This is a genomic window from Pseudactinotalea sp. Z1739 (genome assembly GCF_049725055.1).
In the GTDB taxonomy this organism is placed as follows: Bacteria; Actinomycetota; Actinomycetes; order Actinomycetales; family Beutenbergiaceae; genus CALKWS01.
This window is the reverse complement of record NZ_JBMPQA010000001.1, coordinates 423,925-445,082: the sequence shown is the minus strand read 5'-3', so window position 1 is coordinate 445,082 and position 21,158 is coordinate 423,925. Positions and strand designations below refer to the sequence as shown.

At 69.9% G+C, this 21,158-nt stretch carries 14 protein-coding genes; 9 read left to right on the top strand and 5 right to left on the bottom strand.

Annotated features, from left to right (window positions below):
- Window positions 1–24: 24 nt before the first annotated feature.
- The 9 genes from ACO0LV_RS02050 to ACO0LV_RS02010 all read left to right on the top strand — a co-directional run bounded on the left by ACO0LV_RS02050 (window position 25) and on the right by ACO0LV_RS02010 (window position 17,193).
- A complete protein-coding gene (locus tag ACO0LV_RS02050; protein WP_424786193.1) occupies window positions 25–6,288 on the top strand; it encodes an Ig-like domain-containing protein in 6,264 nt (2,087 codons plus the stop codon).
- Window positions 6,289–6,328: 40 nt separating this feature from the next.
- Window positions 6,329–7,315, top strand: coding sequence for an AAA family ATPase (locus ACO0LV_RS02045; RefSeq protein ID WP_424786192.1), 987 nt, complete (start codon window positions 6,329–6,331; stop codon window positions 7,313–7,315).
- 6 nt (window positions 7,316–7,321) lie between these two features.
- Window positions 7,322–8,566 carry a DUF58 domain-containing protein gene (locus ACO0LV_RS02040; protein ID WP_424786191.1) on the top strand — a complete coding sequence of 415 codons (1,245 nt, stop codon included), beginning with the start codon at window positions 7,322–7,324 and terminating at the stop codon, window positions 8,564–8,566.
- A complete protein-coding gene (locus ACO0LV_RS02035) occupies window positions 8,563–10,866 on the top strand; it encodes a DUF3488 and transglutaminase-like domain-containing protein (RefSeq protein ID WP_424786190.1) in 2,304 nt (767 codons plus the stop codon). The genes ACO0LV_RS02040 and ACO0LV_RS02035 overlap by 4 nt, the downstream gene beginning before the upstream one ends.
- A gap of 26 nt (window positions 10,867–10,892) precedes the next feature.
- On the top strand, window positions 10,893–12,206 hold the full coding sequence (locus tag ACO0LV_RS02030; RefSeq protein ID WP_424786189.1) for a lactate racemase domain-containing protein: 1,314 nt from the start codon (window positions 10,893–10,895) through the stop codon (window positions 12,204–12,206).
- 127 nt (window positions 12,207–12,333) lie between these two features.
- Entirely contained in the window at window positions 12,334–13,707 is a 1,374-nt protein-coding gene (locus ACO0LV_RS02025; protein WP_424786188.1) for an FHA domain-containing protein, read from the top strand.
- A gap of 184 nt (window positions 13,708–13,891) precedes the next feature.
- Entirely contained in the window at window positions 13,892–15,622 is a 1,731-nt protein-coding gene (gene leuA, locus ACO0LV_RS02020; protein WP_424786187.1) for a 2-isopropylmalate synthase, read from the top strand.
- Window positions 15,623–15,679: 57 nt separating this feature from the next.
- Window positions 15,680–16,411, top strand: a complete 732-nt coding sequence (recO, locus tag ACO0LV_RS02015) for a DNA repair protein RecO (protein WP_424786186.1) — start codon at window positions 15,680–15,682, stop codon at window positions 16,409–16,411.
- Window positions 16,408–17,193, top strand: a complete 786-nt coding sequence (locus ACO0LV_RS02010) for an isoprenyl transferase (protein WP_424786185.1) — start codon at window positions 16,408–16,410, stop codon at window positions 17,191–17,193. Before recO ends, ACO0LV_RS02010 begins: the two co-directional genes overlap by 4 nt.
- Before the next feature lie 34 nt (window positions 17,194–17,227).
- On the opposite strand, the gene ACO0LV_RS02005 is transcribed toward ACO0LV_RS02010, so the two are convergent.
- The 5 genes from ACO0LV_RS02005 to ACO0LV_RS01985 all read right to left on the bottom strand — a co-directional run bounded on the left by ACO0LV_RS02005 (window position 17,228) and on the right by ACO0LV_RS01985 (window position 21,050).
- Window positions 17,228–17,887, bottom strand: a complete 660-nt coding sequence (locus ACO0LV_RS02005) for a DedA family protein (protein ID WP_424786184.1) — start codon at window positions 17,885–17,887, stop codon at window positions 17,228–17,230.
- On the bottom strand, window positions 17,887–18,279 hold the full coding sequence (locus tag ACO0LV_RS02000; RefSeq protein ID WP_424786183.1) for a Fur family transcriptional regulator: 393 nt from the start codon (window positions 18,277–18,279) through the stop codon (window positions 17,887–17,889). The genes ACO0LV_RS02005 and ACO0LV_RS02000 overlap by 1 nt, the downstream gene beginning before the upstream one ends.
- A gap of 13 nt (window positions 18,280–18,292) precedes the next feature.
- Window positions 18,293–19,168 (bottom strand): metal ABC transporter permease, encoded by an 876-nt coding sequence (locus tag ACO0LV_RS01995; RefSeq protein WP_424786276.1) that lies wholly within the window; start codon window positions 19,166–19,168, stop codon window positions 18,293–18,295.
- A gap of 98 nt (window positions 19,169–19,266) precedes the next feature.
- Entirely contained in the window at window positions 19,267–20,037 is a 771-nt protein-coding gene (locus ACO0LV_RS01990; protein ID WP_424786182.1) for a metal ABC transporter ATP-binding protein, read from the bottom strand.
- Complete coding sequence (locus ACO0LV_RS01985) at window positions 20,028–21,050, bottom strand: metal ABC transporter substrate-binding protein (RefSeq protein ID WP_424786181.1); 1,023 nt, start codon at window positions 21,048–21,050, stop codon at window positions 20,028–20,030. Before ACO0LV_RS01985 ends, ACO0LV_RS01990 begins: the two co-directional genes overlap by 10 nt.
- Between the last annotated feature and the right edge of the window lie 108 nt (window positions 21,051–21,158).

Genomic DNA, 21,158 nt, shown 5'->3' with positions numbered 1-21,158 from the left:
CGCCGCAGGATCGCAAGTGCGACCGTGGTGTCCCTCGTGCTCGGTACCGTGGTGGCCCTGAGCCTGAACTATGAGGGCGTGGCCACCGCTGATGTCGAACTGAACGACGGCGGCGTGTGGGTCTCCAACAGCACCGAACTGGCCATGGGCCGGCTGAACTACCCGGTCCAGCAGATCGACGCCTCCCTGGCGGCGACGAGCCAGAACATCGACCTGCTGCAGCGTCACGACGTGGTGTTCATGCGCGACCTGGCCTCGGGCACCATCCAGCGGGTCGACACCGCCCAGGTCGCGACCTCCGGGCCGGCCACACAACTGCCCGCGAACGCCGACGTGGCCATGGGCGAGGGCACCGTGGGGGTGTTGAACTCCCGTAGCGGTGAATACCACGTGCTCGGTCTGGACGAACTCGGCGTGCTCGATGAGGGCACCGCCCCGCCGCTGGCGGACCTGGGAGCCCAGGCCGCCCACGTCGTGGCCGACGACGGAACCGCCTTCGGCCTGAACGGCCTCAGCGGGGAACTGCTCACCGTAAGCCCCGAACTGCGGGCTGAGCGGAGCGCGGCGGCAGAGTCGATGACCGACGACGGTGCGACGGACGCGGACTCCGGCGGAACCGGTGCGCAGAACTCCGAGCCCGACGATACCGATGCCGCCGGCGAGGACGCCGACGCGGACGCACAGCAGGAGGACGGCGAAGGTGAGGAGGTGGATCTCGAGGCCCTGGAGCCCGAGATCAGCCAACTCGAGGAGGCCTACTTCGATGCGAGCGTCCAGACCCAGATGACCGCCGTGGGCATCACCCCGGTGGTGCTCAGTATGCGCCAGGAGGGCCCGGACGCACCGGTCGAGGCTGTACTTGTGCAGCCACGGGAGAACGTCCTGGACCTGTCCGAGCTGGACGTGGATCTGGCGTCGGCCCGGATGCAGGCGGCCAGTCCAGGCGGGAACTCGGTGGCGATCGCCACCACCGACGCCCTGATCGAGGTCCCGCTGCGTGGCGGCGAACCCGTGGTGTGGAAGGTGGAGACGCCGGGGGAGCCGGTTCAACCGGTGCAGGTGAGCGGCTGCCTGCACGGGGCGTGGACCGGGTCCGCGCCGCTGCACCTGCGCACCTGCCGCGGCGCCGACCCGGTCGAACAGGCGATCCCCTCCGCCGGCGCCGGCGCGGACCTGGTGTTCCGGGTGAACCGGCAGCTCGCGGTGCTCAACGACATGCGCAACGGTGACTCCTGGATGCTGGAGGACACCCTGATCCTGGTGGACAACTGGGAGGACATCACCCCGCCCCAGGATCAGCAGGAGGAGGAAGAGGAGTCCCTGCAGGAGATCCGTGACGAGGTCCCCTTGGACAGGGAGGCGGAGAACCGCGACCCGAACGCCGAGCCGGACTCCTTCGGTGTGCGCGCAGGGCGCACCGTGATGCTCCCGGTTCTGGACAACGACTCCGATCCCGACGGCGACTTGCTCACCGTCTCCGAATTCGAGGATGTGCCGGAGAGTTTCGGTACCGTGGAGCACGTGCTGGGCGGACGCGCCCTGCAGATCCACGTCGCCGAGGAAGCCAGCGGCCAGCACCGCTTCTCGTACACCGCCGATGACGGCCGTGGTGGCACCGATAGCGCTCAGGTGAGCCTGGACGTGGTGCCGCCGGGACAGAACTCGCCGCCCGAGCAGCTGCGCGACATCGGCGCCGAAGTGGTCACCGGCGAGTCGGTCGAGGTCAACATCATGAACGATGTGCGCGACCCCGACGGCGATCCGATCTACGTGATCGGTGCCGAGGCGCCGGAGAGCCTGGAGGTGATCACCTCTCCGAACGGGCTGGTCAGCATCACCGATCGTGGCATCGAGGTGGGCCTGAAGCAGATCGTGGTGCTCGTGGGGGACGGCACCGATATCGGTGAGGTGCTCATCGACATCGAGGTGCTCCCGGACGGGCCCTACCCGCCGACCGCTGTGTTCGACTTCGCCACGGCGTTCGTCGGGGAGACGATCACGGTGGAGCCGCTGGTCAATGACATCGACCCGAACGGCCGCCCGCTGCGCCTGTCGCACGTGGAGCAGGTGCCGAACGCACAGATCGTCACCGACAACGATGCCGGCACGTTCACCTTCACGTCCGACATCGCCGACGACTACTACATGACGTACATCGTGGCCGATGACGACGGCAGTTCGGCCACCGGGTTGGTGCGCGTCAGCGTCGTCGGCCAGGACGAGGGGGCACCGCCGGTTGCGGTGGCCGACACCGCACTCCTGCCGCCGGGTGGCTCGGTGCTGGTGGATGTGCTGGAGAATGACTCCGACCCGGCCGGCGGGGTGCTGGCGGTGCAGCAGATCGACGTGCCGCCCGGACTCGGGCTGCACGTGGCGATCGTGGACCACCGGCTGCTGCGCATCTCTTCCAACCAGACCCTGACCGAGCCGGTCACCCTGACCTACACCGTCTCCAACGGGGACCAGAGCGCCGTCGGTGAGGTGCAGGTGCTGCCCCTGGTGCACGCCGAGGCCGCCCGGCCCCCGATCGCGGTGCGCGATTCGGCCCGGGTCCGGGTGGGGGACTACGTCACCATCCCGGTGCTGGCCAACGACTCCCACCCCAACGGGCTGGAGTTCTCCCTCGACACCGACCTGGTGGAGGAACCGGAGGCCGGGCTGATGTTCGTGGCCGGTGACGTGGTCCGGTACATGGCCCCTGACACCCCGCAGACCGTGACCGGGGTCTACCGCATCACCGACGAGAACGGACAGTCCCACTCGGCGCCGATCACCGTCAATGTGGTCGCCAGTGGGGACGAGTCGAACTCCCCGCCGGTACCGCAGGACGTGGTCTCCCGTGCCTTCGCCGGTGAACGGGTGCGGATCCCGATCAACACCCACGGCATCGATCCCGACGGTGACTCGGTTCGGGTACTCGGTGTGGAGTCCTCCCCGCAATTGGGCCGCATCGTGGAGCAGGGTCCGGGGTACCTGGACTATCAGCCCTACACCGACTCCCGTGGCACCGATGAGTTCCGCTACACCGTCCAGGACCGTCTCGGCGCGGTCGCCGCCGCCAGCATCACGGTCGGGGTGATCAATCCCCCGGACCGGAACCGGCCCCCGATCGCCGTGCCCGACGAGGTGACGGTGCGCCCGGACCGTGGGGTCCAGGTGGACGTGCTCGCCAATGACACCGACCCGGACGGGGACCGGCTGGTCTTCGGCGACCCCTCGATCGCCGACGACGGGGGCCTGGCCGACGTCGGCATCCGGGACGCCACCGTGCTGTTCACGTCCCCGAGCGAGCCCGGCACCTATCTGATCCAGTATCTCGTGAGCGACCGCAACGGCGGGGAGGACGTGGGCACCCTGTCGATCACCGTGGACCCGGACGCGGATCCGCAGCCACCGGTCGCGGTGGATGACCAGGTTCCCGCAGACGCGATCGCAGGCATGGAGACCATCACCGTCGGGGTGCTGGAGAACGACTACGACCCCGACGGCAGCGTCGACGCCCTGAGGTTGTCGGTTCCCGAGGGCAACCCCACCGCACGGCTGAGCGTCGACGGAAGGGAGTTGGAGGTGGATCTGACGCCGGAGCGCCAGGTCATCACCTACCAGATCACCGACGAGGACGAGTTGAGTTCCTACGCGTTCGTGGAGGTTCCGGGCCTGGAGGACACCGGCCCGGTGAAGCGCTCCGATGCTCCGCCGATCGAGGTCGACTCCGGCGACCGGATCGAGATCCCCCTGGATGATCATGTGACCTCGATGTCCGGGGACCCGGTGCAGTTGACCGACTTCTCCCTGGTTCGTGCCACCAACTCCGACGGCTCCGAACTGGTGGTCGATGAACAGACCCTGGCCTACACCTCCGCGGAGGGGTACCACGGGCCGGCCACGATCACCTTCGAGGTCACCGACGCCCTCGACCTGAACGTGGACGGGCTGCGCAGTTCGGTGATCACCCTGGACATCACCGTGCACTCGGTCGAGAACGTGGCGCCCCAGATGCGTCCCGGTTCCCTGGAACTGGAAGCGGGCGGGGACCCCGGCAGCCTGAACCTGCAGCGCCTGGCGGAGGACCCCGACGGCGAGGTGCACCTGCTCACCTACGAGATCGTCTCGGTCCCGGCCGGGTTCGACGCCTCGATCGACGACGCGAACATCCTGACCGCCTCCGCCGGCAACGACACCACCCCCGGCACCGAGGAGGTCATGGAGTTGGAGGTCACCGATCCCGAGGGCGCCTCGGTGACCGGCGAGATCACCCTGACCGCCACCGCCAGCAACCGGCCGCTGATCGTAGCCAATGACGACGACGCCGGAGAGGTGCACCAGGGCGAGAGCGTGACCGTCGATGTGCTCGCCAACGACTCCAACCCGTTCCCGGGGGAGGCGCGCACGCTGTTGTTCGCCACCACCGAAGCCGGTGTGGCCGACGTGTCCGTCAGTGGCGACAACGTCACCTTCACCCCCGGGTCCGACTACGTGGGCCGGCTTTCCATCGTCTACACCGTCGTGGATGTGACCGGCGACCCGGACCGCCAGGTCCAGGCCCGGGTGAGCGCTGCGGTGATCGGGGCGCCGGAGGCCCCGGCGCCGCCCAGAGTGGAGTCGGTGGGCAACCAGCAGGCGCAACTCTCCTGGAGCCCGCCGACCGACAACGGCTCACCGATCACCGGGTACCGGGTGGAGGGCGGCGGAGTCTCCCAGATGTGCGGGTCGACCACCTGCACCATCACGGGGCTGACGAACGGCACCGTGTACAACTTCACCGTGACTGCCATCAACGCGGTCGGGGAGTCCCCGGCCAGCGGTGCTTCCGGTGACGCCCGCCCGGACGTCAAGCCCGATGCGCCCGGGGCGCCGACCGTGGAGTTCGGTGACACCGAGCTGACGTTGAACTGGAACCAGCCGAACAACGAAGGCACCCCGATTACGCACTACGACGTGCGGATCTCACCCGGCGGGGGCGGTAGCGATCAGGTGAGCGTGACCGGCACCGGCCACACCTGGACCGGACTGACCAACGGTCAGGCCTACACCTTCCAGGTGCGCGCGGTGAACGAGGCCCCTGACCCGGGGGACTGGAGCGCCTGGTCGGCCGCGGAGATCCCCTCCGGACCGCCCTTCCAGCCGGACGCGCCGCGCGCCACCCGTGTGGACATCGCTGCCGGCGGGCAACTGCAGGTCAGCTGGACCGAGCCGAACACCAACGGTGACTCCATCGACGCCTACCACCTGTACATGTACAAGGACGGTGTGGCGCAGCCGGTGATCACCGTCGGGGGCAGCACCCGGCAGCGGACCGTGAACGTCGAGAACGCCCACGATTACACCTTCGCCGTGGTGGCGCAGAACCGTGCGGGGGAGTCCGAGGCGTCGCCGCAGTCGACCCCGGTGCGCTCCTTCGGCGCACCCGGCCGCACGCAGGGGGTCAGCGCCTCCGCGGACGGGGAGAACGGCCGGGCGACCATCTCCTACACCGCCCCCAACGACAACGGGCAACCGATCTCCCGCTATGAGTACCGCCTCAACGGCGGCAGCGTGCAGGCCCTGCCCTCGGGCGGCCGGATCAGCGGCCTGAACAACGGCAGCAGCTACACCGCACAGGTGCGTGCCTGCAACACCTACTGCGGGCAGTGGAGTGCCTCCTCCAACTCCTTCACCCCCTACGGGCCGCCGGTGGCAGGATCGGTGAGTTCTGACGTCGATGAGCGGCGGGTGAGTTTCTCCTGGCGCTCCCCGTCCGGTAACGGCGCGAGCATCGAGCGCTCGGAGTACCGCACCCGCAGCGGAAGCAGCGGCTGGACCTCCTGGCAGCGCGGCACACCCACAGACAGCACCTCCCTGCGCGGGGACTGGGAGGAGACGCACCGGATCGAGGTCCGCTGGGTGAACAACCACGGTCAGACCTCGCCGGTCGCGGCGGACTCCCGGCGCGCCGCGGACCGCCCGCCACCACCGGAACCGCCACCGGTACCCCGGGCATGGGTCACCAAGGGCGACGCGCGGCCCTGCGACCGTGGTACGAACTGCCACACGTTCCGCCTGCACTGGTCGGACTGGCCCGCGGGGACCCATGACGTCAATGTGCGGGCCTCGGGCAGCCAGTGCGGCACGTTCGACACGTCCCAGCGGAACGGCCCCTACCGGATGTCCATGGGGGGCAACGGCAGCGCCATCATCACCCACCAGGGATACCGGCCACCGCACTACGGCTCCAACTGCACCGCGACGGTGCGCCCCACGATCTCTGGTGCGCCGGGCAACGCCGTCATCGAGACGCGCAACTGGTGACTCCCCGACCCTTCACAACCCCCGCTAACCAGAGGACCTCATGACCGTCACTGACCACGCCACGATGACGCCGCAGCGCGCCACCTGGTTCGCCGAGACCTTCGAGCGCCTGGTGCAGAACGTCTCCGAGGCGATCCTGGGCAAGCACCACGTGGTCCGGTTGGCCTTCACGTGTCTGCTGTCCAACGGGCACCTGCTGCTGGAGGACTTCCCTGGCACCGGGAAGACCTCGCTGGCCCGGTCACTGGCGGCGACCGTGCAGTCGTCACACTCCCGGATCCAGTTCACCCCGGACCTGCTGCCCTCCGACGTGACCGGTGTGACCATCTATGACCAGGAGGCCAAGGAGTGGGACTTCCACAAGGGCCCGATCTTCGCCTCGGTGGTGCTGGCCGATGAGATCAACCGGGCCTCGCCCAAGACCCAGTCGGCGTTACTGGAGGTGATGGAGGAGGGCCGGATCACCGTGGACGGTGTCCCGCACGAGGTGGGCCGCCCGTTCATCGTGCTGGCAACCCAGAACCCGATCGAACAGGCCGGCACCTACCGGCTGCCCGAGGCCCAGCTCGACCGCTTCCTGATGCGTACCTCGCTGGGCTACCCCGATGCCGAGGCCACCACCCGGATCCTGGCCGGGTCGGCGGTGCGGGACCGAACCGCCTCCCTGACCCCGGTGATCACCGGCCCGGCCGTAGTGGACATGGCCGAACTGGCCGGCACGGTCTATGTGGACCCGGCGGTGCTGACCTACGTCACCGAACTCGTCGAGGCCACCCGCGCCGCTCCCGAGATCGCGCTGGGCTCCAGTGTCCGGGGCGCTTTGGCACTGGTGCGGACCGCCAAGGTCTGGGCTGCCTCGCAGGGCCGCCACTACGTCATCCCCGATGACATCAAGGAGCTCACCGAACCGGTGCTGGCCCACCGGATGGTGTTGGACGCCGAGGCGGAGTTCGAGGGCGCCAGCGCCGCCGGTTCCCTCGCCCGGATCCTCACCGAGGTGAATCCTCCGGCGCAACGAGCCTCCTGATTCCTCGTGAGCACCACCCAGGCATCCACACCCGAGACCACCCGTTCGGTGACCCGGACGGTCACCCAACTGGTCGGTCAGGTGCGTCGCACCACACAGGCGCTGAGTTGGATCTCCCGCGCGGCGTGGGTGCTGCTCACCCTCGGGGCGGTGGGCCTGGTGGCCGGGCGGATGCTCGGCTGGGTCGAACTGGTGGTGCTGGGCGCGGGCTTCACCGCGACGGTGATGGTGGCCGCGATCTTCGCGATCGGCCGGCACCCCTACGCCATCGGCCTGCGTCTGCGCGAAGGCCGGGTGGTGGTGGGGGAGCGCGCCATGGGCGGGGTCGATGTGCGCAACGTCGGGGACCGGCCCGTGCTGCCGGCCCGCATCGAACTGCCGGTGGGCGGGAGCAGAGCCAGTTTCGCTCTGCCGGCCCTGGCCCCGGCGGAGGAGCACGACGAACTGTTCGTGATCCCCACCGCCCGGCGCGGGGTGATCACCGTGGGTCCGGTCTCCTCGGTTCGCGGTGACCCGCTCGGTCTGGTGCGCCGCTCGGTGCTGTGGACCGATCCGGAGGAACTCTACGTCCACCCCCGCACGGTCCGGATGGGCTCGTCCGCCGCAGGCTTTCTGCACGACCTGGAGGGCCAGGAGACCCGCGACGTCACCAACGCGGACCTGTCCTTCCACGCGCTGCGCGAGTACGGACCCGGGGATGACCGTCGATACGTGCACTGGCGTTCCTCGGCAAAAACCGGCACCTTGATGGTGCGCCAGTTCGAGGAGACCCGGCGCTCCCACATGGTGGTGGCGATGAGTTCCCAGGAACGTGACTACGGTGACCCGGAGGAATTCGAACTGGTCATCTCCGCACTCGGTTCCCTGGGTCTGGAGGCCATCCACGCCTCGAAGGACCTGACCGCGATGGCCAGCCACGAGGTGATCTCGAGCACCACCACACGCAGGCTCCTCGATGACCTGACCCGGCTGGAGGCGGTCCACAGCCCCAGCACGCTGGTGGACCTGGCTCGTGCCGTCACCCGGGACGTCCAGCGCGCCACGGTGGTGGTGCTGCTGTGCGGCTCCGAGGTGGGGCCGCGGGAGATCCGCGCCGCCGGTGCTGTACTGCCCCTGGGCGTGCGGTCCTTGGCGATCCAGGCGCGGATCGGGGCCGAATCGACCGTGCACCGGCTCGGACAGGTGACCACGCTGACCCTGGGCTCCCTGGAGGACCTGCCCCGGGGGTTCCGGAAGCTGGAGCGCGTGTGAGCGCCCCGGCACCGGCAGCGAGGCCGCCGGAGGGTTCACCGGTCCCCGCTTCGGGCCCGGCGGGCGGCGGGACCCGGCGCGACCGCGCCGGCCGCGGGTGCTGGTGGCCCGGAGCCGGCTGGTTCACCACCGAGCGTGTCCTGGCGATCGTGGTGCCGGTGCTGCTGATCGCGATGGCGATGGCCCCCCTGGAACCGGTGTACCTGTCGGCGCGGCTCTTCCTCGTCGCCGGCGTCGCCCTGGTGCTCGGCACCACGATCGCGGTGCTCGGGGCGATGGTGCGCTGGCACACCCTGACCGTGCTCGCGGTGGCGCTGCCGACGTTCTTCGCCTTCGGCGGCCTGGTCGCCCCCGCCAGTGCGATCGGCGGGGTCATCCCCACTCCCACTACCTGGCAACTCATGGGCCGGGGCGTGGTGACCGTATGGAAACAGGTCCTGACCATCGCCCCGCCGCTGGGCAGCACCGGAGCGCTGCTGCTGCTGCCTTACCTGCTGGCGTTCGTGGGGTCCCTGGTCGCCGTGACGATCGCGCTACGGGCCCGGCACTACTCCCTGTCCCTGATCCTGCCGGGTGCGGTTCTGGTGGCCTCGATCCTGTTCGGCACCCGGCTCTCGGTGCTGCCCGGGGTGCTCGGGGTGGCCGGGGTGCTGATCAGCCTGACCTGGGTGGCCCAACGCGCCGGACGATTGGAAATGAATCGCGTGCTGGCGGTCTCGGTGGTGCTCGGGATGGCGGCGGTGGCCGGCACCGGTGCCTCCCTGGTGCTGACCCCCAGCCAGCCCCGAATGGTGTTGCGCGACTACGTCGAGCCACCGCCGGACCCGCACGACTACACCAGCCCCCTGGCCGCCTTCCGCTACTTCGTGGATGACCTGGGCGAGGAGATCCTGCTGCGGGCCACCGGTGTGCCGGCCGGCACGCCGGCCCTGCGGCTGGCCACCATGGACTCCTACGACGGGATGGTCTGGGACGTCACGCCCGGGCAGACCCCGGCTACCGGGTCCTTCACCCGGACCGGGGACCGGATCACTGTGGAGGTCCCCGAGGACCCCGCCCGGATCCAGGTGGATGTCGACGCCCTCGGTGGGGTGTGGGTCCCCAATATCGGGATGAGCATCGACGTCACGTTCACCGGGCCCCGCGCGGGCGATCAGACCGAGGGCTTCTACTACAACACCGCCACCCACACGGGCCTGACCACGGCGGGACTGCGGGAGGGGGACTCCTACCAGTTGACGGCCCATCAGCCCGAGCCCGTCCAGGACCTGGAGACCACGCGGCTGGTGGCCGAGAGCCTCGCACTGCCCGAGCCCCGTCAGGTGCCCGACGTGGTCTCCTCACTGGCCACCCAGTTCGCCGACGGGTACACCGGGGACTACCCGCGGATCGAGGCGATCGCCTCGACGCTGTCCACCCAGGGCTTCTTCTCCCACGGCCTGGTCAACGAGGTGCCCTCCCGGCCCGGCCACGGGGCCGGACGGATGCTGGACATGCTCGAGGCCGAGCAGATGGTGGGCGACCACGAGCAGTACGCCGCCGCGATGGCCCTGATGGTGCGGGCCTTGGGCTACCCCGCCAGGGTCGTCATCGGATTCGAGGTGGATCCCGCCGGCGGCACGGTGCAGGTCCGGGGGGAGGATGTCACCGCCTGGGTCGAGGTGCCCTTCGAGGGGCACGGCTGGTTGCCCTTCTACCCGACGCCGGATGAGGACCAGGTGCCCCAGGCCGAGGACCCCGACCCCCTGGACCACCCCCAGCCCCAGGTGCTGCAGCCGCCGGATCCCCCGCAGGAACCCCCGGACGTGCCACCGGAGGACCGCGACGACGCCGAGGTCCAGGACGAGACCACCGAGGATGAGCAGGAGCAGCGAACCTGGGCGCTGATCGCCGCCGTTGCGGCGATCCCCCTGGTGCTGCTGCTCAGTCCGTTCCTGGTCATCGCTGCGGTCAAGGCCCGACGGCGACGTCGCCGGCGCACCGTCGGGACACCGGACCGGCGGATCGCCGGGGGGTGGACCGAGCTGGAGGATCAGGCGATCGACCTCGGATCCGGGCGCGCCGACGGGCTCACCCGCCGGGAGGCCGCTGCCGCGCTGGACGCCCGTTTCGAGGGTGCGGGCACCTCGGGGCTGGCCATCGCCGCCGACGCGGGTGTCTTCGGTCCGCGCCTGCCCGATGAGGAGGAGGCGGCCACGTTCTGGGTCGAGGTGCGGGCCGCCCGATCCCGGCTGCGCGGGAGCGTGGGGCGGCGAGCCAGGTTCCGTTCCCACTTCTCCCCGCGATCGCTTCGCCGCTGAGGTACCCGCGGCGATAGGCTGGGTCCATGTGGTTCCATCACGAGGAACGTTGGGTCAGCGAGCAGACCATCAAGGACCTGTGCGTCGAACTGATCGACCAGGCTCGCAGCCGGCTGGGGATCGCGGACCTGCGCCGGGTGCTGCTGCTCCCGCCCGACATCACCCGGGCACACTCCGGCGTTGGCTGGATCACCGAGCACCTCTATCACCTGCTCACCGACGCCGGGGCGGACGTGCACCTGATCCCCACCCTGGGACAGCACGTGCCACACACCCCGGCGGACAACACCTTCATGTTCGGCTCCGTGCCGCATGAGCGCATCCACGTGCACGACTGGAAGGACGGGGTCACCCACCTCGGCACCGTGCCGGCCGAGAAGGTGGCCGAGTTCACCGGGGGGGCGGTGGACTGGGAGATCCCGATCGACGTCAACACCATGACCGTCACCGGGGACTGGGACCTGATCATCAACGTCGGACACGTGGTGCCGCACGAGGTGCTCGGGTTCGCCAACCACAACAAGAACTACTTCATCGGCCTCGGCGGGAAGCGGCTGCTGGGTGCCTCCCACATGGCCTCGGCCGTCTACGGCATCGAGAACAACCTGGGCAATCTGCTCACTCCGGTGCGCCAGGCGTTCAACTACGCCGAGGAGCACTTCCTGTCCCACCTGCCCGACGTCTATCTGCAGGTGGTGATGGACTACGACTCCGACTCCACCCTGCGCCACACCGGCGTGTACGTGGGGGACGGGTTGGAGACCTACCTGGCCGCTGCCCGCGCGAGCACCGAGCAGAACATCATTCCGTTCGATGAGCCGGTGGACAAGATCGTCGCGGTGATGCAGGCCGATGAGTTCCGGGCCACCTGGGTGGCGAACAAGGCTGTGTACCGCACCCGGATGGCGATGGCCGACGGCGGTGAACTCGTGGTCATCGCCCCCGGTGTCGAGCGGTTCGGCGAGCAACCCGAGGTCGATGCGCTGATCCGCAAGTACGGATACCTGAGTAAGGAGGAAGTGTTGGCCCACTACGCGGTGGAGGCGGACATGCAGGACATTCCGCACGGCACCGCCCACCTCGTGCACGGCTCACCCGAGGGCCGATTCACCATCACCTACGCCCCCGGCGGGCTGACCCGGGCCGAGATCGAGTCCGTCGGCTACCGGTACATGGACCCCGGCGAGGCGCTTCGCCGTTACGATCCCGAGATCGTGACCGACGGCTGGAACACCATGGATGACGGCGAACGCGTCTTCTACATCTCCACCCCCTCGGCCGGGTTGTGGGCCACCCGCGAGCGGCTGGCCGCCCGGTCCGCGCACGAGCGACACCACTGAGACCGCCGTCATGAGCCAGCCCCTATCTGGCCGGGCCGTGCCGGCCCGGCCCGGACCGCAGGCACCCGGGCCACCTGGCCCGGGTGGGCAGGCGCCCGAGCCCGCGCCCTCGCCATGGTCCCCGAGTGTGCGGTCAGCGGTCTACCTGCCCCCGGACGCCCCGTCACGACCCGGGGCGTGGCACCTGCCGCAGGTGCGCGCTCAAGCGCTGCACGCGCTGATCGAGGACGTGGCCGGGTGGCCGCGCAACATCCACGGGCTGTTCGTGCTGTTGCTCGGCATGGCCGGTGCGAGCACGCTGGTACTGGCGACCTCCGGAATGGCGCAGGGGGTGCTCTTCTGGCTCCTGGTCGCCACCGCCTCGGTGGCGCTGCTGGCATGGGTGTTGTGGGGGCTGTGGCTGGAACGCAGCGGGTGGCGGGCCATCGCTGCGGCCGGCCGGTGGCACGCTGCCTACGTACGCGGCACCGGCGCCAGTGGGCACGTCACCACACCCTCGGTGCGGGATGTCTTCACCACCGCGATGGTCGTGCGGATTGCCGTGGCCCTCGGGCTACTCGCCGGCGCCGCTTGGACGCTGGCCTCCGCGGCACCGGAGACCGGCGCCCGGTCCGGGCACCCGGGTGCCTACCTTGCGCTGGCAGCGGTACTGGTCGTCGGCAGCCTGGCTGTGCTGGCCGGCCTCGTGGCGATGCTGGTGGCGCTGCGGCGTCGTCCCTCGGCCGAGGCCCGGGCTCGCGCACAGGGCCAGGACCGCACGCACGCTGCGTACCCGGGACAGCCGCAGGTGTCCGCGGACGGTACCGGCGCCCCGCAGCCGGGCCACGCTGTCACGTTCGGTCCGCCGGGCCAGACGCCTTTGCCCAGCGCACACCACCCCGGCCCGCCGGCGCAGCAGGTGCCCCCCGCTGCGCAGGACGGGCCGGGCGCACCGGCCGGGCCCGGACAGCCGGCGCCCCCTTCGGGCTGGGCCCAGGAGCCCGGCCCACCGGCGCCGCCGGCCCGCCCTGCTGCGCCACCGCAACGTCCGGCCGGGGTGACGGGTGCCGCCCAGGGGACGGGGTACGCCCCGGAAGCCCCTGCCGGCGACGGGGAGGAGTTGGAGCGGACCCGCCTGGCTGCCCGGCTGGGCCCGGTCCCCTCGGAGTCACGCACCCGCGAACCCGGTGGTGTGGCCGTGGTGCTCCCGGACGGGCGGCACCTGCCCGGTGAGGCAACCGCCCTGATCGGTCGTGATCCGCGGGCCCGGGAGGGCGAGCAGGTGGAGGCGCTGCTGCGGGTGGCGGACCAGTCGGTCTCCAAGACCCATGTGCAGATGCGGATCAGCGGCGGCCGCGTCTCCGTCACCGACCGGGCCTCGACCAATGGCACCGTACTGGTGGGCCCGGACGGCACCCGGGTGGAACTTGAGCCGTGGCGGGAGACAGCGGTACGGGTCGGCTCCACGGTACGGATGGGCAGCACCGAGATCCTGGTCATGCTGCCCGAGGATGTCTCCTGACCGGCCGCCATCGTCGACCGGAGTCACCGCGACGACGGGACCGGCCGGCTGCGCTACAGTGGGCATCGTGAATCACCTCCTGCTCCTTCCTCGCCGCGACGAGGCCTGACCCGGCCGGATCCTCGTCGCGGGCGCTAGCGACCCCGGCTAGAAGGACAAGGACTGGGAAGGACGCAACACAACGATGAGCACTCGCACTATTCACGGCATGCCGGTGGGCAAGTACCGGCCGTTCCTGGACACGATGGCGGTGGATCTGCCGAACCGGCAGTGGCCCTCACGGCGGATCCAGCAGGCACCGCGGTGGCTCTCCACCGACCTGCGCGACGGGAACCAGGCCCTGATCGAACCCATGGATCCGCAGCGCAAACGGACCATGTTCGACCTGCTCGTACGGATGGGGTACAAGGAGATCGAGGTCGGGTTCCCCGCTGCCAGCAAGGCCGACTTCGACTTCGTCCGTTCCATCATCGCCGATGACGCGATCCCGGAGGACGTGACGATCTCGGTGCTGACCCAGGCGCGCGAGGACCTGATCGAGCGCACCGTGCGCTCACTGATCGGGGCGCACCGGGCGAACGTGCACATGTACAACGCCACCGCGCCGGTGTTCCGGGAGGTGGTGTTCCGCAACGACAAGGACGGCACGAAACTGCTGGCCACCGCTGGAACCCAGCATGTGATGGACCACGCCGAGAAGTTGCTGGACCCCGATACCGAGTTCGGGTACCAGTACTCCCCGGAGATCTTCTCCGACACCGAGTTGGAGTACGCCCTGGAGGTGTGCGAGGCGGTCATGGACGTGTGGTCCCCCGGCGAGGGCCGCGAGATCATCCTGAACCTGCCCGCCACCGTGGAGCGGGCCACCCCGAACGTCTACGCCGACCAGATCGAGTGGATGTCCACGAACCTGTCCCGCCGGGAGTTCGTGTCGCTGAGCGTGCACCCGCACAACGACCGGGGCAGCGCGGTCGCCGCCGCCGAGTTGGCGGTGATGGCCGGTGCGGACCGGATCGAGGGGTGCCTGTTCGGTCAGGGTGAGCGCACCGGGAACGTGGACCTGGTGACCCTGGGCATGAACCTGTACAGCCAGGGCATCGATCCGCTGATCGACTTCTCCGACATCGACGCGATCCGCCGCACTGTGGAGCACTGCACCCAGATGGATGTGCACCCGCGCCACCCCTACGGCGGGGACCTGGTCTACACCGCCTTCTCCGGATCCCACCAGGACGCGATCAAGAAGGGCTTCCAGAACCGGGCGCTACAGGTGGCCGAGCACGGCGAGGACGTGCCCTGGGACCTGCCCTACCTGCCGGTGGACCCGCGCGATGTGGGCCGGGACTACGAGGCCGTCATCCGGGTGAACTCCCAGTCCGGCAAGGGCGGGGTGTCCTATCTGCTGGCCTCCACCCGCAGTCTGGACCTGCCACGGCGGTTGCAGATCGAGTTCTCCCGCATCGTGCAGCGGCACACCGATTCCGGGGGCGGGGAGATGACCGCGGACGCGTTGTGGGCGATCTTCTCCGATGAGTACCTGCCGGCCACACCGGGTAGTGACCTGCGGCCGTGGGGGCGGTTCGAACTCGGCGCCACTCAGGTGATCTCTGCGGGTGACGGCTCCGATGACACTCTGACCGTCACCCTCACCGACGCCTCCGAGCAGGTGGAACTGACCGGGCGCGGCAACGGGCCGGTGGCGGCGTTCGTCGACCTGCTGGCCGGGCGTGACGTCATCGTGCGGGTGCTGGACTACCACGAGCACGCCCTCTCGGCCGGTGGGGACGCCGCGGCTGCGGCATACGTGGAGTGCGAGGTCGGCGACCAGGTGCTGTGGGGGGTCGGGATCGACCCGTCAATCACCACGGCGTCGTTCAAGGCGATCATCTCGGCGGTCAACCGCGCGCTGCGCTGACGGACTCACCGATGGGGCCACCGGGCCTGCCCCGGGGCGATGGTGGACAATGGGGCGGTGCGTACCTATCGGGATGAGGCGATCGTGCTGCGCACCCACAAGTTGGGTGAGGCGGACCGGATCCTGACCTTGCTCACGCGGCACACCGGGCAGGTGCGTGCCGTGGCCAAGGGAGTGCGGCGCACCTCATCGAAGTTCGGTGCGCGCCTGGAACCGTTCAGCCTGATCGACGTCCAGCTCTACTCCGGGCGTAACCTCGACATCGTCACCCAGGTGGACACGATCGCTCCGCACGGTCGGGCGATCGGCTCCGACTACGCCCTGTTCACCACCGCCACCGCGATGGTCGAGACCGCCGGGCGGCTCACCGAGATGGAACGCCAGCCGGCCACCCAGCAGTTCCTGCTGCTGGCCGGTGCGTTGCGCGCCCTCGCTGGGCGTGAGCACGCGATCACGCTGGTGCTGGACTCCTACCTGCTGCGGGCCCTGGCGATCGCCGGCTGGGCCCCGAGCTTCGCCTCCTGCGCCCGGTGCCAGTCCGACGGGATCCACCGGGCGTTCTCTGCCGGCATGGGCGGGATGGTGTGCAGCAACTGCCGCCCACCCGGTGCCGCGGCACCGGCCCCGCAGACCGTGGCACTGCTGTCGGCGTTGCTCACCGGCGACTGGGACGTGGCCGACGTCTCGGAGGAGACCCACCGCAAGGAGGCCTCCGGTCTGGTGGCGGTGTACACCCAGTGGCACCTGGAGCGGCAACTACGTTCGCTGCGGATGGTGGAACGGGTGTGAGCGGCCAGGTTCAATCGCCACCCGCGCACCCATCGGGAGCCCGGCCCCCGCAGTTGCCGCCCGGCCGGATACCGCGGCACGTGGCGATCGTGATGGACGGCAACGGCCGTTGGGCCAATGCTCGCGGGCTTCCCCGAACCGAGGGACACGCCGCAGGGGAGGCGGTGCTGCTGGACGTGGTGGCCGGGGCGATCGAACTCGGGATCACCCACATCAGCGCCTACGCCTTCTCCACCGAGAACTGGAAGCGCTCGCCGGCCGAGGTGCGCTTCCTGATGGGCTTCAACCGGGACGTGCTGCGCCGGCGCCGCGACGAGATGAACGACTGGGGGGTGCGGGTGCGCTGGGCCGGGCGGCGCCGGCGGCTCTGGCGCAGCGTCATCGCAGAACTCGAGGAGGCCGAGCGGCTCACCGCCAACAACACCGTGTGCACGCTGACGATGTGTGTGAACTACGGTGGCCGCGCCGAGCTGGCCGACGCCGCCGCAGCCCTGGCCCGCGATGCGGTGGCCGCGCGGGTCAATCCGGAGCGGGTCAGCGAGCGGACGTTGGCCAGGTATCTGGACGAGCCCGACCTGCCGGATGTGGATCTGTTCCTGCGCACCGGGGGAGAGCAGCGCGCGTCGAACTTCCTGATCTGGCAGGCCGCCTACGCCGAGATGATCTTCATCGACAAACCCTGGCCGGAAGTGGACCGCCGGGACCTGTGGGAGGCAGCCGCCGCCTACGCCGCGCGGGACCGGCGCTATGGGGCTGCGGTGGACAAGCCCAGCAGTTCCTGACCGGCATCTCCGCAGGCCCGCTCAGGTCCCGTCGTCAGGAGGAGGGGGTGACCGGTGCGTCGTCGGAGGCTTTGCGCGCGTGGGTGGCCTGGCTGCCGTCCGCGCCCCCACCGCGCAGGCCCGTGTCGCCGCCGTCGACGCCCCGCGGCTCGACCGGCTCGGTGCCGGTACCGGTGAGCAGAGGTGGCTCCTCGGCCTCCCGGGCACGCTTGCGCCGGAGGCGTAGCGCGATCAGCGTGACGGCCAGGGCCAGCGCCAGGGTCATGGCGATCAGGCCCGCCGGACTCCCTGCCGCTGCGGCGATGATGGCCGCCCACAACCCGAACCCGATGGTGGAGTAGATCGCGGCCCACGCCAGGGATCCGGGAATCTGGGCCAGGATGTACCACAGCAGCGGAATCCGCAGCATGCCGGCTGCGGCCTGCACCAGCGACTGGAAACCCACCGTGACGTAACAGAACGACACCACTGGCAGACCCCAGCGCTGGATGGAACGCACACCTGCATCGGCGCCGCCGTCGGAGAGCCAGCGGTGGGCCCGCGCCCGCCACCCGGTGGTCGGTGCGGTCCGCTTCAGCGCCTGCTCGGTGGGGATGCGGCCGATCCAATACATCATCTGCCCGCGCGCCATCGCCATGAGGAACAACACCACGTACACCGCCCAGAAGGGCCCCGTGGTGAAGAAGTTGCCCATCAGCTCTCTCTTCCGGCGCAACTGGCGCAGATGCCGTACAACTCCGCGATGTGTTCGACCTCGACGAAATTGTACGCGCGGGCCACGCTGGCGGCCCACTGCTCGACCAGGTCCGCCCCGATCTCCTCGGTGCGCCCGCACCGCCGGCACAACAGGTGGTGGTGATGTTCGGTCCGCGCGCAGCGGCGGTACATCGCCTCACCCTCGTCGTTGCGCAGCACGTCCACGTCCCCGTTGGTGACCATGGTCTGCACGGTCCGGTACACCGTGGCCAGGCCCACCGAGTGGCCCTGGTCGCGCAGTAGATCGTGCAGTTCCTGTGCGGTGCGGAACTCCTCGGACTCCGCGAGCACCTCGGCAACGGCGGCCCGCTGGCGGGTCATGCGCTGCATGGCCTCATCTCTCCTACGTGACGTTGTTCAGCCGGACATCGTCGGCCATCTCGGGGTGGGCCGACCGGTCCCGGGGGCGCCTGGCCTGGATGATCGGGCGCACCGCTGCGATCAGGGCGTACACGCCGATCGCCACCACCACGATCATCGCACCCGGGGCCAGCCGGTGGAAGAAGGTGATCGTGAGGCCCGTCACGCACACCAGCGCACCGATCACCATCGCCAGCGCCATTGTGCGACGGAAGGAGGAGGTGATGAGTTGGGCGATCGCGACGGGCACGATCATCAGGGCCGAGACCAGCAACAGCCCGACCACCCGCATCGCCACCGTCACGGTCACGGCTGCGACCACGGCGATCAGGATGGTGAGCAAGCGGACCGGCAGACCGGTGGAGCGGGCGAACTCCTCGTCCTGGCAGACGGCGAACAGCGCGGTGCGCAACCCCAGACCGACGACCAGGATCGCCGCCGACATGAGGACGGTCACGGTCAGGTCGCTGGTGGACACGGTGGCCAGCGAGCCGAACAGGTAGGCCATCAGGTTGGCGTTGGTGCCGCCGGCCAGGCCGATGATGACCACGCCTCCGGCGATGCCCCCGTAGAACAGCAGCGCGAGCGCCACGTCGCCGCTGGTGGCGCCGCGGGCACGGACCACTTCGATCAGGACCGCACCGATCACGGCCGCGGCCATCGCGCCCGGGACAGCGTAGGCCTCCATGTCCGTGGCTCCGGTGGCGGCACCCACCAACCATCCGATCGCCACCCCGGTCAGGGCCACGTGCCCGATCCCGTCACCGAGCAGCGAGAGTCTGCGCTGCACCAGGTAGGTGCCCACCACCGGCGCCGCCAGGCCCACGATCAGCGCGGCCAGCAGGGAACGTTGCGTCATCGGGCTGGCCAGCACCGCGGCGAGTTGGTCCAGCAGGCTCGTCGAGGCCAGGTTCGCCGTCGCACTCGCCGTGGTCATCAGCGTCGCCAGGGCAGCGATCATGGCAGTGTCACCTGGAGCGGGTCGGGCGGGCCCTCGTACTCTCCGTGATCGGCGTGCACGTGCTCATGCTCGGGATGGTCGTGGAACGGCGCGGGCTCGGGCAGGTCGCCGTCGTGGACGACGCGTCCCTGACGGATCACGACCGCCCGGTCGATCAGCGGGCGCAACAACCCGAGTTCGTGCAGCACCACCACCGTGGTGACCTCCTGGGTCTTCAACTCGGTGAGCAGGTCGGCGAAGACCTCCTGGCTCGGGTGGTCCACCCCTGCCATCGGTTCGTCCATCAGCAGCAGGTCGGGACGTCGGACCAGGGCGCGGGCGATGCTGACGCGTTGCTGTTGCCCACCGGAGAGGTGATGCAGTGCCTTGTCGCGCTGGTCGGCCATGCCCACCGACTCCAGGGCGGCCTCGGTGGCGGCGCGCCCGTCCCTGCCCACCCACCAGCGTCGGCGTGACAACAGGCCGGTGCGGACAACCTCCTCGGCGGTAGCCGGAACGCCGCTGGCCGAACTCGGGCGTTGCGGGACGTAACCGATCCGGTGCCACGGCGCACCGTGGCCCAGGGGTGCCCCCAGGATGCGCACCTGGCCAGCCGAGACCGGCACCAGACCGAGGCACGCGCGCATCAGCGTGGACTTGCCCGAGCCGTTCGCACCGAGCAGCGCGACCATCTCACCCTTGGCCACCTGTAGATTCGCCCGGTGCAGGATCTGGGCGCCGCCCAGGTGCACGTCCACGTTCGTGGCGTTCAGGGTGCTCACCGGCATGTCAGCCCCTCGGCCAGGGCCTCCAGGTTGGCCTCCATCACCTCGAAGTAGTCGGTGGCCGGTGGGTGCAGGTTCTCCAGGGAGTCCAGCGTGAGGACCTGGAGGTCGAGTTCAGCGGCCAGGGCGTCGCTGACCCGTGCGCTGGCCAGGGGGTCCACGAAGATCGTGTTCACGCCCTCGGCGAGCACCACGGCGCGGATCTCGGCGAGGCGGGCCGGGGAGGGCTCCACGTGCGGGTCCAGGCCGGCGATGCCCACCTGGGTCAGGTCATAGCGCATCGCCAGGTAGCCGAAGGCGAGGTGGCTGACCAGCATGACCTCATCGGAGCAGGAGGCCAGCGTGGTGCGGTAGTGCTCATCGAGAGCGTCCAGCTCCGCCTGCAGCTGCGCGGCGTTGGCCTCGAACGTCCCGGCGTGCTCCGTCGCGGCCTGGCCAAGCGCCTCGGCAAGTGCGTGAGCGGCAACAGCCATCCGCTCGGTGTCGAGCCAGAAGTGCGGATCCTCCGTACCGTGATCGTGCCCGTCCTGATCACCACCCTCCTGCTGGGCGTGCTCGTCGTCGTGGGCGTCGTCGTGGGCGTGCTCGTCGTCGGAGTCGGTGCCGGAATCCGTGCCGGAGCGCACGGTGGCGGAGGTGTCCTGCAGATCCACCACCTCGGCCAGATCCAGCCCGACCGGCCCGGACACCTGCTCCATGGCCGCATCCACCGCGGGCTGGAAGCCGGACAGATAGACCACCACATCGGCCTGTTCGATCATCGCCACATCGACCGGGGACAGTTCCAGGTCATGTGGGTCAGCGCCGGAGGGCGTGAGGTCACCGGCGCCGACCAGGTCGCCTCCGACCTGCTCGGCGAGGAAGTGCAGGGGATAGAAGGCGGTCACCACGCTCAGGTTCTCCGGATCCCCGGGAGAGGTAGGGGCTGGGCCGCCGGCGTCCGAACATGCCGCAAGGAGCAGGCCGACGCCCGCCAGGGTAGCCGTGCATCGGAACGGCGCTGAGCGTGCGAACATTGAACCATTCTCATTGCCAATGAGAACCAGTGTCAATAAAGATCCGATGTGCTCCGCACCACTCCGGCCCCGGTCGCGCCCCCCCACGGGTGTGCGGCACGGACGGAA